At 51.4% G+C, this 12,807-nt stretch carries 15 protein-coding genes; 5 read left to right on the forward strand and 10 right to left on the reverse strand.

What is annotated here, in order from left to right; all coding sequences use genetic code 11:
- Positions 1–128: 128 nt before the first annotated feature.
- From ACMHXI_RS01095 to ACMHXI_RS01105, 3 genes are read right to left on the reverse strand one after another with little or no spacing between them, the layout of a single operon-like run.
- Positions 129–1,076, reverse strand: coding sequence for an SPFH domain-containing protein (locus ACMHXI_RS01095; protein ID WP_044735315.1), 948 nt, complete (start codon positions 1,074–1,076; stop codon positions 129–131).
- Positions 1,073–1,999 (reverse strand): SPFH domain-containing protein, encoded by a 927-nt coding sequence (locus ACMHXI_RS01100; protein ID WP_025011560.1) that lies wholly within the window; start codon positions 1,997–1,999, stop codon positions 1,073–1,075. Before ACMHXI_RS01100 ends, ACMHXI_RS01095 begins: the two co-directional genes overlap by 4 nt.
- A gap of 22 nt (positions 2,000–2,021) precedes the next feature.
- Complete coding sequence (locus ACMHXI_RS01105; RefSeq protein ID WP_093981954.1) at positions 2,022–2,483, reverse strand: NfeD family protein; 462 nt, start codon at positions 2,481–2,483, stop codon at positions 2,022–2,024.
- Positions 2,484–2,894: 411 nt separating this feature from the next.
- Between ACMHXI_RS01105 and ACMHXI_RS01110 the strand changes: the two genes are divergently transcribed.
- On the forward strand, positions 2,895–3,647 hold the full coding sequence (locus ACMHXI_RS01110; protein WP_144224413.1) for an outer membrane protein OmpK: 753 nt from the start codon (positions 2,895–2,897) through the stop codon (positions 3,645–3,647).
- Between the two features lie 59 nt (positions 3,648–3,706).
- On the opposite strand, the gene udp is transcribed toward ACMHXI_RS01110, so the two are convergent.
- Positions 3,707–4,465, reverse strand: a complete 759-nt coding sequence (udp, locus tag ACMHXI_RS01115; RefSeq protein ID WP_025011557.1) for a uridine phosphorylase — start codon at positions 4,463–4,465, stop codon at positions 3,707–3,709.
- Between the two features lie 307 nt (positions 4,466–4,772).
- Between udp and ACMHXI_RS01120 the strand changes: the two genes are divergently transcribed.
- The gene (locus ACMHXI_RS01120) at positions 4,773–4,985 is read left to right on the forward strand and encodes a YdcH family protein (RefSeq protein ID WP_044735317.1); all 213 of its coding nucleotides are present in this window, start codon (positions 4,773–4,775) and stop codon (positions 4,983–4,985) included.
- A 73-nt stretch (positions 4,986–5,058) separates the two neighbouring features.
- On the opposite strand, the gene ACMHXI_RS01125 is transcribed toward ACMHXI_RS01120, so the two are convergent.
- Positions 5,059–6,234 carry a type III PLP-dependent enzyme gene (locus ACMHXI_RS01125; RefSeq protein ID WP_025888233.1) on the reverse strand — a complete coding sequence of 392 codons (1,176 nt, stop codon included), beginning with the start codon at positions 6,232–6,234 and terminating at the stop codon, positions 5,059–5,061.
- Positions 6,235–6,662: 428 nt separating this feature from the next.
- Here ACMHXI_RS01125 and ygiD point away from each other — a divergent pair, with 428 nt between their 5' ends.
- Positions 6,663–7,442, forward strand: coding sequence for a 4,5-DOPA dioxygenase extradiol (gene ygiD / locus ACMHXI_RS01130; protein WP_413733786.1), 780 nt, complete (start codon positions 6,663–6,665; stop codon positions 7,440–7,442).
- 19 nt (positions 7,443–7,461) lie between these two features.
- Here the strand turns inward: ygiD and ACMHXI_RS01135 are convergent, their stop codons facing one another.
- Positions 7,462–7,953 carry a hypothetical protein gene (locus ACMHXI_RS01135; RefSeq protein ID WP_144224415.1) on the reverse strand — a complete coding sequence of 164 codons (492 nt, stop codon included), beginning with the start codon at positions 7,951–7,953 and terminating at the stop codon, positions 7,462–7,464.
- 123 nt (positions 7,954–8,076) lie between these two features.
- Here ACMHXI_RS01135 and ACMHXI_RS01140 point away from each other — a divergent pair, with 123 nt between their 5' ends.
- Complete coding sequence (locus ACMHXI_RS01140; protein ID WP_096141147.1) at positions 8,077–8,922, forward strand: mechanosensitive ion channel family protein; 846 nt, start codon at positions 8,077–8,079, stop codon at positions 8,920–8,922.
- Here the strand turns inward: ACMHXI_RS01140 and ACMHXI_RS01145 are convergent, their stop codons facing one another.
- Positions 8,923–9,801, reverse strand: a complete 879-nt coding sequence (locus ACMHXI_RS01145) for a radical SAM protein (RefSeq protein WP_144224417.1) — start codon at positions 9,799–9,801, stop codon at positions 8,923–8,925.
- Between the two features lie 206 nt (positions 9,802–10,007).
- Here ACMHXI_RS01145 and ACMHXI_RS01150 point away from each other — a divergent pair, with 206 nt between their 5' ends.
- The gene (locus tag ACMHXI_RS01150) at positions 10,008–10,259 is read left to right on the forward strand and encodes a hypothetical protein (RefSeq protein WP_025888228.1); all 252 of its coding nucleotides are present in this window, start codon (positions 10,008–10,010) and stop codon (positions 10,257–10,259) included.
- Between the two features lie 58 nt (positions 10,260–10,317).
- Here the strand turns inward: ACMHXI_RS01150 and ACMHXI_RS01155 are convergent, their stop codons facing one another.
- The 3 genes from ACMHXI_RS01155 to ACMHXI_RS01165 form a co-directional block, all read right to left on the reverse strand.
- Positions 10,318–10,635 carry a putative quinol monooxygenase gene (locus tag ACMHXI_RS01155; RefSeq protein ID WP_025889955.1) on the reverse strand — a complete coding sequence of 106 codons (318 nt, stop codon included), beginning with the start codon at positions 10,633–10,635 and terminating at the stop codon, positions 10,318–10,320.
- Complete coding sequence (locus ACMHXI_RS01160; RefSeq protein ID WP_025011548.1) at positions 10,636–11,103, reverse strand: GNAT family N-acetyltransferase; 468 nt, start codon at positions 11,101–11,103, stop codon at positions 10,636–10,638. It abuts the gene before it with no gap.
- A 110-nt stretch (positions 11,104–11,213) separates the two neighbouring features.
- A complete protein-coding gene (locus tag ACMHXI_RS01165) occupies positions 11,214–12,794 on the reverse strand; it encodes a DHA2 family efflux MFS transporter permease subunit (RefSeq protein WP_101058368.1) in 1,581 nt (526 codons plus the stop codon).
- Positions 12,795–12,807 lie beyond the last annotated feature (13 nt).

A 12,807-nucleotide genomic window follows, 5' to 3' on the forward strand; every position in this document is an offset into this window, starting at 1 on the left:
GGATAGAGCCTATCCACGTGCGTTAAAAATGAGTAAAAACAAGTATCCCATTAAGCCTAAGAAAAATGCCGTTCACACTAAGTGAACGGCATTACTCCAAGAGCGGCTTTTTTGATCCAGCTAGCTTATCAAGCGTCAGGGGCCTTCTCTTCCGTCAGCCCAATTGAGGCCATCCAGGATTCAAAGTCCACCATATTCCCCGGCAGGACTATCTTGCTGCCAGGCTTACTCAGACCGCTGAGCTGCGCCAGATACTGCTCACCCAGTTGCATCCGCAGCGCGTTTTTGCCACCGGGCGCAGCGATAACTTCGGCCAACTTCTCTATCGAATCTGCAGTAGCGCGGGCAATCGCCAGTATCTCCTCGGCCTTACCTTCGGCCTCGTTGATTCGGCGTTGCATCTCACCCTCTGAGTGGTTGATCATCTCCTGCTTCAAACCCTCGGAACGATTGATCTTACTCTGCTTATCACCTTCACTCTTGGCCAGCAATGCCCGGCGTTCACGCTCGGCATTGACCTGCATCTCCATGGCATTTTTCACGGTTTCCGGCGGCGTAATATTCTTGATCTCATATCTATGCACCCGAATCCCCCAGGTGGCACCGGCCTGATCCAGTACCTCTACCACCTTGGCACTAATCAAGTCGCGCTCTTCAAAGGTGCGGTCCAGCTCCAGAGTGCCTATCACAGAGCGGGTGGTTGTCTGCGCCAGTTGAATGGCCGCATAACGGTAATCGGTTACCCCGTAACTGGCCTTGACCGGGTCCACCACAGAAATATAGATAACCCCATCCACCTCGACATTCACCTCGTCGCTGGAGAAGCACTCCTGAGGCGGCACATCTATGGTTTCTTCTTTCAGGTCATGGATATAGGCGACCTTATCGATAAAAGGCAACAAAGCGTGGAAGCCGGCATCCAGAGTCATATGGTATTTACCCAAACGCTCCACGATATAGGCAGATTTAGTTGGCACCAAGCGAATCGACTGAAACAGCTTGACGATAAAGATCAGGAAGATAAGCCCCCAGATCCCCAGTACTATCATGTCGGTATCTATCTGTCCCAGATTCATTTGCGCGCTCCTTTGCTACCGGCAGCAGTATTGCTGACTTGCTGAATACCCTCGAAAAAACCTTCCATCTTTGCCAGTTCAGTAGGAACCACAGAGATATCTGCCTTCTGCAATATCTCACCGACCTGTTCGATAAACTGTTCCTTCAGCTGCATGTTCATCGCCTCGTTGCCGCCGTTGACCGCCAGCGCCTTGGCAACCATGGCCATACTCTCGGCCTGGGCGTTGGCAACAATCGCAATCTCCTGCGCCGTACCCTGAGCCTCGTTGATGCGCTTCTGCTTCTGGCCCTCAGAGATGTTAATCGCTTCCTGGCGCTCACCCTGAGACAGGTTGATCATCGCCTCTTTCTCGGCGCTGGCCAGGGTGATTTCGGCGCGCTTGCGACGCTCGGCTTCCATCTGCTTCTCCAGGGTGTGGATCACATGCCTGGATGGGCTGATATTTTTGATCTCATATCTGAGCATCTTGATCCCCCAAGGATCGGACGCCTTGTCGATTTCGCGGACAATCGCCTCGTTGAGCGCATCACGCTCGGAAAAGGTCTGGCTCAGAGTCAGTTTACCTATCTCGGAACGCATTGTGGTTTGTGCCAGGTTTACCGCCGCCAGACGATAATCTTCAATACCATAGCTGGCCAGCTTGCCGTCCATCACCTTGAGATAAACCAGGCCGTCAACTTCCAGCTGGATATTGTCCTTGGAAATACAGCTCTGCGGCGGTACATCAAGCACCTGCTCACGGGTATCGTGTCGATAAGCGACTCGATCGAAGAAGGGAATTAAAAAGTGAAAGCCCGGCTGCAGTACAGTACGGAATTTCCCCAAACGCTCAATGACATGCACCTCACGCATGGGCACAATCAACATCAGCTTATAGAGAATGAACAGAACAAAAAGTATAAAAATGGTAAATGCAAACATAGAGTCCTTCCTGCTTGATTGATTATTCAGAGTCGTCGAGTGGTTCCACTACCAGAGCAATATTATCGCGACAGATAACCTTCACTCTGGTGCCGACCGGGATCTCCGAGCCGTCTCCCAGTGCGGGCCAATCCGCCCCCTGAAATTCGATGCGACCGGTTTTTTCACCCGGCCCAATGGTTTCCTTGACCCGGGCCGGCAGATTAAACAGATCCAGCTCCTCGTCGGTATTGCCAACGTGAGAGTCGCCTCCCACCAAACGTTGAGTCAGTTGCCTGAAGCTCAACAGCAAAACGATTGAGGAGATAAACCACAGGGTCAGGCTTTGTGCCCAGCCCTCGACCAAACCCACCCAGGTAGCCCCGGCTACCAATAAACAGGCTGCACCGAGAAATACCACTATCCCGCCAGGCAGTATCAGTTCAGCCAGCATCAGCACTATACCGATTAAGGCCCAATAAAGCATGGGATCCGAAGACGCCATATATCCCTCCCCCAGAAATCAAGTGTCCATCTTGGCACTATATCAGCAGTTGCATCCCTTGGCGACATAATATGTCAACTTGAATCAATTGATACCTTCAGGATTCGCTGACCAAATGACTTTCAGCTCACAAAATTCAACTTTTCTTTACATCTTTGTGAGTCAAAGCTGTTGGAAATTATTTGATTTACCTTTCCAATCAATTGAATTAAATCAAAAAATGTCATTATTCAACGACCGTTTCAACAGGTTAAAAAAGCTTTGAGTCCGACGCCGTTTTTCCCTATATTGCCATGGCTTTTTGACCGGCAATCGAATCACAGAATTCAGCCTTGGTAAAACGTTTTGCCAACAGATAGCCGCCGGCACAACAGCAAACTGCTTCTGACTCTACCAAAGGGATACTCTAAGATGAAAAAAATCTGCCTGTGCGCAGCTCTGTTGTTCTCACCTCAAGCATTCAGCGAACCTCTGGTGCAATGGTGGGATGTCAATATCACTGCGCTCTATGGCCAGGATTACGACCTGGCACCATCGGATAAGCAAACCACTTTTACCCTGGAAACCGCCGGCGGTTGGAAATACGGCGATTGGTTTGTGTTTCAAGACTTTATCAATTTCAACGGCCACAATGGCGGTAAGGACAGCACCACCTATGGCGAGATTTCTACTCGCTTCAGCGCCGGTAAAATTCTCGGCAAACCTGTGGGCTTTGGCCCAGTGACGGATCTGTCACTGGCGCTGACACTCGAAGAGGGCGAAGGCCCGGTGGAAACACTGCTCTACGGTATAGGTATGGACCTCAAGCTGCCCTACTTCACCTATTTCCAGCTGAACACCTATCGCCGTGATGCCCAAAACAGCGCCAATATCAGCGATGGCTGGCAGTTGACTCCTGTGTTCCGCATGGACATTCCCGTGGGCAACAGCAAGATTGTCTTCGATGGCTTTATCGACTGGGTATTTGCCGCCAATGAAGACGGCTATAAAGAAAATATCCATATCAACCCCCAGATCAAATACGACCTGGGCGCAGTGCTTTTTGGCGAAGCCAAGAAGGATAAGTTTCTGGTAGGTATCGAGTATGATTACTGGCAGAACAAGTATGGTGTGGACGGTGTCGACCAGAACACCTATTCGGTGATAGCTCAATATCATTTCTGAGCCGGATCATGGTTCATTAAAAAGGCGCTCAGTGAGCGCCTTTTCCATTTTTTACCTAATCAGGCCAGCAGTTTTCTGGCGGCGTTGACCACAATGGAAACCGCACTGACTTCAGTTTGTTTCATGGTTGCCTCATTGGGGATCTCTTGCTGGGTACGGTTGACAATCACACCGGCGACACAAGCGGCGCGCCAGCCTTGAGAGGCACACATGGTGAACAGAGTCGCCGACTCCATTTCATAATTGAGTACGCCCATTTCCTGCCACTCTTTCATTGAACCGGCAAAACGGCGGGTTACCCGGCCACTAACGGTATCATAGCGTTCCTGACCCGGGTAGAAGGTATCAGATGAGGCAGTAACCCCAATGTGTGGTTCAATACCGGCATCACGACAGGCGGCAACCATGGCAGTGGTACATTCAAAGTTAGCCACCGCAGGGAACTCCATTGGCGCAAAGTGCAAACTGGCACCATCGAGACGCACAGAAGCCTGAGTCACAATCACATCACCCACATTCACGTGAGGCTGAATTGCACCTGTGGTACCGACACGCAGGAAAGTATTAACTCCCAGTTGCGCCAATTCTTCCACCGCGATGGAAGTCGAAGGACCACCGATACCGGTAGAGCAAATCACTACCGGCTTACCATCAAGATAAGCCAGATAGCTGGTGTACTCACGATGGCTGGCCAGGAAAGTCGGCTTGTCCATCAGTTCAGCGATACGTTTAACTCGTTCAGGATCGCCAGGCACGATAGCCAGTGTGGCGCCATCCAACATCTGCTTGGTCAAACCCAAGTGAAATACATCAGCCATAGTGAAAACCCCTTTCAATTTTGATTATAAAATTCGTCTTACCGAGACTCTATCCCAGTATGGAAGCGGATAAGATTAACTTGATCACAGATTTTACGGCAATAATTAAATAATCAGCCGTAATAGAGTTACCAAGTTAACCACGATTGTCTGACTGGTTTTACAACAGATTGTTCGAAAGCATAGCAGTAAAAGGCCTCACTCACCTCCACCAAACGGTTAATCTTTCCATTGATCAAGGTCACATATTCGTCATCCCAAACAGGTTAGGGTTAACAATAATCCCCCAGCCAACAGGAGTGCGCCAATGTTTCCGGAATACCGCGATCTGATCACCAGTCTCAAGAGCAGCGATAGCCATTTTCAGAAGCTTTTTGAAGAACACAATCTGCTGGATAAAGAGATAAAGAATAAGGAGCAGCAGCTTTCCAGTGAATATACCCAAGAAGTCAAAGAGATGAAAAAGCGCAAACTGGAGCTGAAAGAACAGCTGTACGACATTCTCAAAGCCAACGGTTAATCCAAAACAGACAGGGCGCCACTTGGCGCCCTGTTGAAATCAATCTCAGCTAAAACCTCACTCTTGGCCGAGATTACAAATAGTAGTCTTGCAAGGGTGGGAAACCATTGAAGCACACCGCCGAATATGTGGTGGTATAAGCGCCTGTGGTCAACCAATAGAGCCTGTCACCTATGGCCAGATCCTCTGGCAAACCGTAACTGTACTGTTCATACATGATATCGGCGCTATCACAGGTAGGCCCGGCAATGACGCAAGGTTGCAGCTCCCCTTGAGCCTCAGTGTAAATCGGAAACTTAATCGCTTCGTCCATAGTCTCAATCAACCCGGAAAACTTACCGACATCGGTAAATACCCAGCGCTCCAGTGCCGTGTTGGACTTGCGGCTGATCAATACCACCTCAGAGACCAGCACACCGGCATTGGCAATCAAGGAGCGCCCGGGTTCCAAAACTATCTTGGGCAACTGCTCACCAAAATCCTCTTTGAGGAAGTGAATGATCTGCTCGGCGTAAGTGGTGAGACTATTGGTCCTGTCGATATAGTTGGCCGGAAAGCCGCCGCCCATATTGATCATCTCCAGCACTATGCCGTGCTCCTCTTTGAGCCTGTCAAAGATCACCTTAACCTTGCCGATTGCCGCATCCCAAGCCCCTATGTCCCGCTGCTGTGAACCCACATGGAACGACAAGCCATAGGGCTTTAGCCCTAACTCATTGGCGAGTACCAAAAGCTCGTAGGCCATCTCGTTCTGGCAGCCAAACTTACGCGACAACGGCCAATCGGCGGTTTCTGTACCTTCGGTAAGGATCCGCACATAGACCTTGGCCCCAGGGGCTTCTTCGGCAATCATCCGCAGATCGGCCTCTGAGTCGGAGGCAAACATAGTCACGCCACGCTGGTAGAAGGCTCTGACATCCTTGCGTTTTTTAATGGTGTTGCCATAGCTTATCCGCTCAGGGGAAACACCCAACTCCATCACCATATCCAGCTCATAGATGGAAGCTATGTCAAAATTGGCCCCTTTATCTCGCAGCAAGCTGAGGATCTCAGGTGCCGGGTTGGCCTTCACTGCATAATAAACGCTGGCAAAGGGAAAGCTCTGCACCATATCATCATACTGTTTCGCGATGATCTTGGTATCTATCACCACAAAAGGTGTCACCTTATCACTGGCAAAAGCTTTGATACGCTCAAAGGTTTCATTGTCATAGTAATCAGCAACATCAATAGATTGAAATTGGCTCATTGGCCCTGTGTCTCCTCGACATTCAAGTACGGCGAACAGCCTCGCCGAAGCGGGTTAAAATCCAGCGCAGTAAACGCTATTTCCGCCTCTCACGCAATGAATTTTTATACATTAAAATCAATTTTTTATTCCGCAAATTCAAACCACAGCAAATACAAAATAAAAGCATTAAGAATCATACAATTACTACTTTCACCCTCAAATATACACCATGATTGCTACTCGCTTTAGAGCGCTTGGTGCAAGCAGCTACCGGAAACGAATCTGGTACCTAAAGCATAGCGGCAAGCAAGAGAGCACGGGATATTCGATTTAATGGAAGAGTATGGCGAGTATTTTGCGATTATTTTCAATCGAGCATCCGGGTAAGCTGAATGCAGATATGTCAGGAACTGCATACTGCATCCTACCGCTGATTTGGAGACTCTATGTCCGCGACACAGATAATGCCGGCGCTGTTTCTGGGCCATGGCAGCCCGATGAACGCCTTGCAAAACAACACCACCACAAAGCAGTGGCAAGAGCTGGGACAAACACTTCCCAGGCCCAGAGCGATATTGTTAATTTCGGCCCATTGGCTGACACGGGGCACCGCAATTTCCACTGCAAGCCGGCCGCAAACCATACATGATTTCGGCGGTTTTCCCGCCGAGCTCTTTGCCATGCAGTACCCGGCCGCCGGCGCGCCGGAGTTGGCGGAGCAAATTGCTGCCAGTCTGAGCATTCCTGTCACTCGTATCGACTCGCAAGGGTTGGATCATGGCAGTTGGTCGGCCTTGGTCCACCTTTACCCCGAGGCCGATATTCCGGTATTTCAATTGAGTCTGGATCAAAACCTCAGAGCGCAGCAGCAGTTCCAAGTTGGACGCGAGTTAAGGCGCTGGCGCGAGCAAGGCGTACTGATCATAGGTTCAGGCAATGTGGTCCACAATCTGCGCGCCTTGGCACCAGGCAGCCCACCATTGCCTTGGGCATCCCGGTTTAACCAGGCGGTTACCGAGGGTTTAATAGCTGAAGAAGATCAGGCGCTGCAGGACTACAAAACTTTGGTCGATGCCGACACGGCCGAGCTGTGTCATCCAACAGATGAGCATCTGCAGCCACTGTTTTACTTGTTGGGAAGTGCCTTCCCCGGAGAGCGCAGGCTGCTGTTCAACAACAGCCTGGAGATGGGGGCTATCAGTATGTTGAGTCTGCAGCTCGGCTGAAGCTCGAGCTGCGAAGGGCTCAGTCTTGCAGCCCGGCGTCTTTGAGAGCCTGCTTCAGGGCTTCGGCATCATCAAAGTATTGCAGCTTGGTGATGGTCAACTGGTCCAGAGAGATCAGGCTGGCGGCATCATTGGCGGCGGGCAGTAATTTGCTGATCTCCCCCTCTTTGTCCAGGGCAATACTGAAACTCAGATCCCGCATCTGTGGGATGGCAACAAATTTGGCAATCAAGGATGGCATACCGCTGATATCCGCCAGATAAAAGATACCCGCCTGCTGCAACGCCTGATTATCGCGGCCTTCGAGTGCGGTTTTGATGATCTCACCACCTTTCATGCTGCGGCCAAACAATAGATACTTGGCTGAAGTGTCCAACACCATGGCGGCTTCATGTTGATCCTGCAGTGAAATCGGTTTCAGCGTGTCACCCACGGCATATTCGGAAGCCTGGATCATAGGGCTGGCCAGCATGGTCAGACACAGAGAGAGCAGTATTGCAAAAGACCTCATATAGTTCCCTTTTAATTTGCCACAACAAAGAGGCAGAATACCCTGTTATTGAATACAAGTGAGTGACATGACTCAGGAATATTGTTTCCATATCTTGCGGCATTTCAGGAAAGGAGCCAAGCAATGAAGAATACCGGGTTGGAGCTGGAGTTGGCACAGCTGCAAAATGTCTATGATCTGATAACCGAGTTTTTAGTGAAATACAGCTTCCAACTCTTGGGAGCACTGATCATCTTTCTGCTGGGACTGTGGCTGGCCGCCAAGGTAGCCAACACAGTCAGCCGCCAGTTGGAAAAACACAATGTCGACGTCACTCTGGCCACTTTTGTCACTCATTTGGTGCGGATACTGATCATCATAATGATTGCCATCATCGCCTTGGGCAAACTGGGGATCAGCGTCACCCCCATGGTGGCAGCCATAGGTGCCGCGTCACTGGGCGCCGGTTTGGCGATTCAGGGCATGTTGTCCAACTATGCCGCCGGGGTGACCATTATTGTCACCCGTCCCTTTATCGTGGGCAATACCATTACGGTCAAAGGCGTCACAGGCCTTGTCAAGGATATTCGCCTGGGGCTGACCATACTCACCAACGAGGAGGGCGAGCAGATCAGTATTCCCAACAAACACATTATCGGCGAGATACTGCACAACTCCTTTGCCAACAAATTGGTAGAAACCCACTTCAATATCGACTATAAAGCCGATCCCCAGCAGGCGATAGCCGTAGCCCAGGCGGTGCTCGGCAGCCATCCCAGTGTCGATGCCAACTCCCCATCACAGGTGGGTATCAATGGTTTCAACAGCACAGGCATAGATATAGGTGTGCGCTATTGGGTTCCAACTGCCAGCTATTTCCAGGACAAATACCAAATAAACCTGCAAATCTGGCAAGGGTTGCAACAAGCAGGGATCCAGATCCCCTGTCCGGCACGGGACATAAGGATCACTGAGCGGCAAGAAGACTGATCACAAGCCTCTTTGCCACTCCGCTCGCAGGGCGAAGCGTCCTGCGAGCGCCTCCTCAACCGTCGCCAACAACCTGGCCTTATCCCGCCCAAGTATGCCTTTCAACACCAAATAATTGGAAGCATGATCCGAGCGGAAAATGGTCTGATCTAACTCCAGCGCCTGCAGTAAATAACGCATCTCCTGCAACAGTTGTCTTTGGTCCGGCATTTGAAAGTCGCCATCAAACGCACTATCCATTCTTTCCTTGCCAAGTGGCAGGGTCACCACCAGGGTGCTGAGATAATCCGGCTGCGCGGCATTCATCAGTCGCGCCGAATTAAGTGCGTGTTGCTTTGATAAAGCCACGCCACCCAGACCATTGAGTATCATCACAGATGACTTTATTCCGGAGGCACGAATTTTCTCCAGTGCCGCCAGCGAGGAGGCGTAACTCTCACCCTTGCCGATACGGGTCAGCACCTGATCATCACCACTCTCGCAACCGACATACAGCAAGGACAACTTGAGTTGCCGCAACCGCAGTAGCTGCTCCACACTCTTGTTGTCTAGGTTGCGCGGCAAACAATAGCTGCTGATGCGACTGACATTGGGCAAGTAGTGATGAATAAGCTCACAAATCTGTTCCAGCCTGGCAAACGGCAACGTCATGGCATCACCATCGGCCAGAAACACCCGGTTCACCTCGGCGCCGGAAGCCGCTACCCGGCGCAGGTCTGCTTCCACCTTTTCCAACTTGAACGCCCTGAAGCGCTTCTGCTCCTGGGTATACATGTCGCAAAAGGCGCAGCGATTCCAGCTGCAACCATTGGTCACCTGCAGTATGAGAGATTTCCACTCCGATGGCGGCCGAAACACAGGTTCAATATATGACAACATGCTGCTCCTTGTTTATGACTCAATCGATTTTGCCCCTGTTACCGGAGGCGGCAGGCTTAAGCCCTGATGCTAATCCCGAAGCACTAATTTGCATATTTTTTGCCCAAAGTCATATTTTACCCCGTGCAAGCCTGTTATATTAGCCGAATACGTAACAACTGCAGCGCCTTATAGTCCGCGAGTGCCAACCTGGGGTAAGAATCACTATGATTGCCACACAAGTACCTGACAGACGAAAGCCGGATGCTGAGCAGGTCAGCAATAGCATTCATTGGCATGCCATGACTGCCGAGCAACAACTCGCCTTCTATCGCTTACAGGGATATGGTTATCGCTTGCTGTTTGTACGTAACCTGCTCAGTGGCCCCTTGGCCATCATAGCTCAGCATGCGCAGCTGGCGACCATCTCCTCGGCAGGTGAGCTGGACTTGCAACCGGATATTCGCCTCCGAGCCTGAAAAATGCCCCTAACGGGGCATTTTTAGTTGCAGCTGTTTTCAACTCATACCAGAAATATCAGACGATGATTTCCTGATAAGTCTCTACGTGATGGGACTCTACCAGCTCAGGCATCTGCTGATGGAAATAGTGCTGGATGGCGTCTTTGGCGCAGTGCTGGTCGAAAGATTCGATGTCGACAAACTTCTCAATGAAAGTGATCCTGCGCGGCTCGTCGCGGCTCTGGTTCAATTCGTAGCGAATGCAGCCATCCTCCTTGCGGGTGTCCGGGATCAGCGCTCCCAGAGCCTCAATCAAGGCCTGCTCTTTACCCGGCTTGGCCAGAAAGCTGGCCACACAAACGATTTGACGCTGGTTTATACGATATAACGACATTCAAGTGTCCTTCTTTTGAGAGTGCAACAACATATCCAGATGGGGAATGCCATCTTCCAGATAGACCTCTGAAACCGCTTCAAACCCCAAACTCTGATAAAACGCCCGCAGATACTCCTGCGCACCAATCTTGATATCTTCAGCGGGCCACAGCTTATGGCAGCCGCCAATCGCTTCCTGCATCAGCTGTCTGGCACGGCCACCACCTCGGGCCTTGGCCGCAACGGCCACCCGGCCGATACTGACCTGGGAATAACTGACCCCGGCAGGCAGCAGCCTGGCATAGGCCAACAGCTCCCCGGAACTGCTGCGGCCAAGCAGGTGCATGGCCCCAGCCGCTCTGTCTTTTTCATCCAACTCTGGGTAGGGACAATTTTGCTCTACCACAAAGATATCCACCCTGAGTTTCATCAATTCATAGAGGGTGTCCAAGGTTAACTCAGCAAAGGGTAATAATTGCCACTGCACGGATAGTACTCTGTTATTTATCGGGAACTCAGCCTACACCAGTCTGAAATCCGGCGCAAAAAAATGCCCGCAACGGGGCGGGCCAAAGGGTATGAAGAAAATGTTTCGGATTACGCCTGAGGTGCCGCCTTACGGATAGACAGCACGGCCACCACGGCAAGAACCAACAGGCAGCCCATGATAAAAAACACATCGTTGTAGGCCTGTACATAGGCTTGTTGGGTCATGGTCTGCGCCAATAAGGCCTTGGCTTGTGCCGAAGCCGTGACCGGATCTGAGCCGGCTGCCTGCAACAGCGCCGCGTTGGCGTTGAGCGCCTCATAGGCTCCGGCACTCACTGCGGGCACGGTTTCCTTGATATGCGCCAGATGCATTCTGGAAAGGTTGTCTGTCAGAGTCGCCACCAGCGCAATCCCAAAGGCGCCGCCCAGGTTGCGCACGACATTGAGCACGGTCGACGCAGATGGCGTTTGCTCAGGCTTGAGATGCATGGTCGCCAGGATCCCAATCGGCACCATGATAAAGGGCTGTCCCAAGGCTCTAACTACCTGCGACGCTATCATTTGCGGTCCGGCATAATCCATGGTCATATGGCTGTTCATGTAATAGCTGAGCGCCAACATGGCAAAACCGAACGCCGCCAGGTAACGGCCGTCAACTTTCTGCATTAGTCTCGGCACCAGAGGCAACACCAGGAGCTGTGGAAATCCCATCCACATAATGACCTCACCGATTTCCAACGGGCTGTAGTCATGTAGCTGCGACAGAAACAGCGGGATCATATAGATGGCACCAAACAGCGCCGCCCCCAATAGGAAATAGGCTAAGGTAGAAATAGCAAAGTCTCTCTGCCCAAGAAGCCTTAAATTCACCAAAGGTGCAGACTTGCGCAGCTGAATCCAGATAAACAGGCAGATATTGATTGCCGCTATGATGGCCAGATTACGGATCAGATCCGAGCCAAACCAATCCTTGCGATTACCCTCCTCCAACACCACTTCCAGGCATCCCATCCCCAGCGCCATAGTCACTATCCCTGAATAGTCGGCGTTGCTGAGTTTGTCCCAGAGAATCGGCTTCTTCTCCAAACCGTAGGCCAACATGGCCATCACCACCAAGCCAGGAGGAAGATTAATGTAAAACAGATAGTGCCAACTGAGGTGTTCGGTCAACCAGCCGCCCAGAGTGGGGCCTATGGAAGGCGCAAAAGTTGCCGTTACCCCAAACAGTGCCATACCGACGGCGCGTTTTTCAGTGGGCAAGCATTCGAGAATCAAGCGAAACGCCAGGGGAATAAGGGCGCCACCAAAGAAGCCCTGCAGTGCCCGAAAGGCGATCATCGCCTCCAAATTCCAGGCAAATGAACAGAGCAGCGAAGCCACAATAAAGGCCAGCGCGTTCCAAAGCAGATAGCGCCGCACCGACAGACCTGTGCTCAACCAGCCGGACAGGGGAATGGCTATCATCTCGGCCACCAGATAGGCGGTCGAGATCCAGGATCCCTCTTCCAACGTGGCCCCCAGACTACCCTGGATCTCCTTCATCGACGCATTGGTGATCTGAATATCCAGAATCGCCATAAAGGCGCCAATCAGGCCGCCGAATACGGCTATCCAGGCGCGGCGTGAGCCGGGTCCATAGCTGTCATCCTGCGGCGCGGCAGTGGCTGCTGTGATTGCAACTTGAGTCATCTGAGTTCAGGCT

Source organism: Shewanella sp. BJSY2023SW005, from assembly GCF_047314585.1.
GTDB lineage: Bacteria > Pseudomonadota > Gammaproteobacteria > Enterobacterales > Shewanellaceae > Shewanella > Shewanella algae.

Bases quoted from the DNA above. Each gene is read 5' to 3' on its own strand.
- ACMHXI_RS01095 (WP_044735315.1), bottom strand. From the start codon at position 1,076: ATGAATCTGGGACAGATAGATACCGACATGATAGTACTGGGGATCTGG.
- ACMHXI_RS01100 (WP_025011560.1), bottom strand. From the start codon at position 1,999: ATGTTTGCATTTACCATTTTTATACTTTTTGTTCTGTTCATTCTCTAT.
- ACMHXI_RS01105 (WP_093981954.1), bottom strand. From the start codon at position 2,483: ATGGCGTCTTCGGATCCCATGCTTTATTGGGCCTTAATCGGTATAGTG.
- ACMHXI_RS01110 (WP_144224413.1), top strand. From the start codon at position 2,895: ATGAAAAAAATCTGCCTGTGCGCAGCTCTGTTGTTCTCACCTCAAGCA.
- udp (WP_025011557.1), bottom strand. From the start codon at position 4,465: ATGGCTGATGTATTTCACTTGGGTTTGACCAAGCAGATGTTGGATGGC.
- ACMHXI_RS01120 (WP_044735317.1), top strand. From the start codon at position 4,773: ATGTTTCCGGAATACCGCGATCTGATCACCAGTCTCAAGAGCAGCGAT.
- ACMHXI_RS01125 (WP_025888233.1), bottom strand. From the start codon at position 6,234: ATGAGCCAATTTCAATCTATTGATGTTGCTGATTACTATGACAATGAA.
- ygiD (WP_413733786.1), top strand. From the start codon at position 6,663: ATGTCCGCGACACAGATAATGCCGGCGCTGTTTCTGGGCCATGGCAGC.
- ACMHXI_RS01135 (WP_144224415.1), bottom strand. From the start codon at position 7,953: ATGAGGTCTTTTGCAATACTGCTCTCTCTGTGTCTGACCATGCTGGCC.
- ACMHXI_RS01140 (WP_096141147.1), top strand. From the start codon at position 8,077: ATGAAGAATACCGGGTTGGAGCTGGAGTTGGCACAGCTGCAAAATGTC.
- ACMHXI_RS01145 (WP_144224417.1), bottom strand. From the start codon at position 9,801: ATGTTGTCATATATTGAACCTGTGTTTCGGCCGCCATCGGAGTGGAAA.
- ACMHXI_RS01150 (WP_025888228.1), top strand. From the start codon at position 10,008: ATGATTGCCACACAAGTACCTGACAGACGAAAGCCGGATGCTGAGCAG.
- ACMHXI_RS01155 (WP_025889955.1), bottom strand. From the start codon at position 10,635: ATGTCGTTATATCGTATAAACCAGCGTCAAATCGTTTGTGTGGCCAGC.
- ACMHXI_RS01165 (WP_101058368.1), bottom strand. From the start codon at position 12,794: ATGACTCAAGTTGCAATCACAGCAGCCACTGCCGCGCCGCAGGATGAC.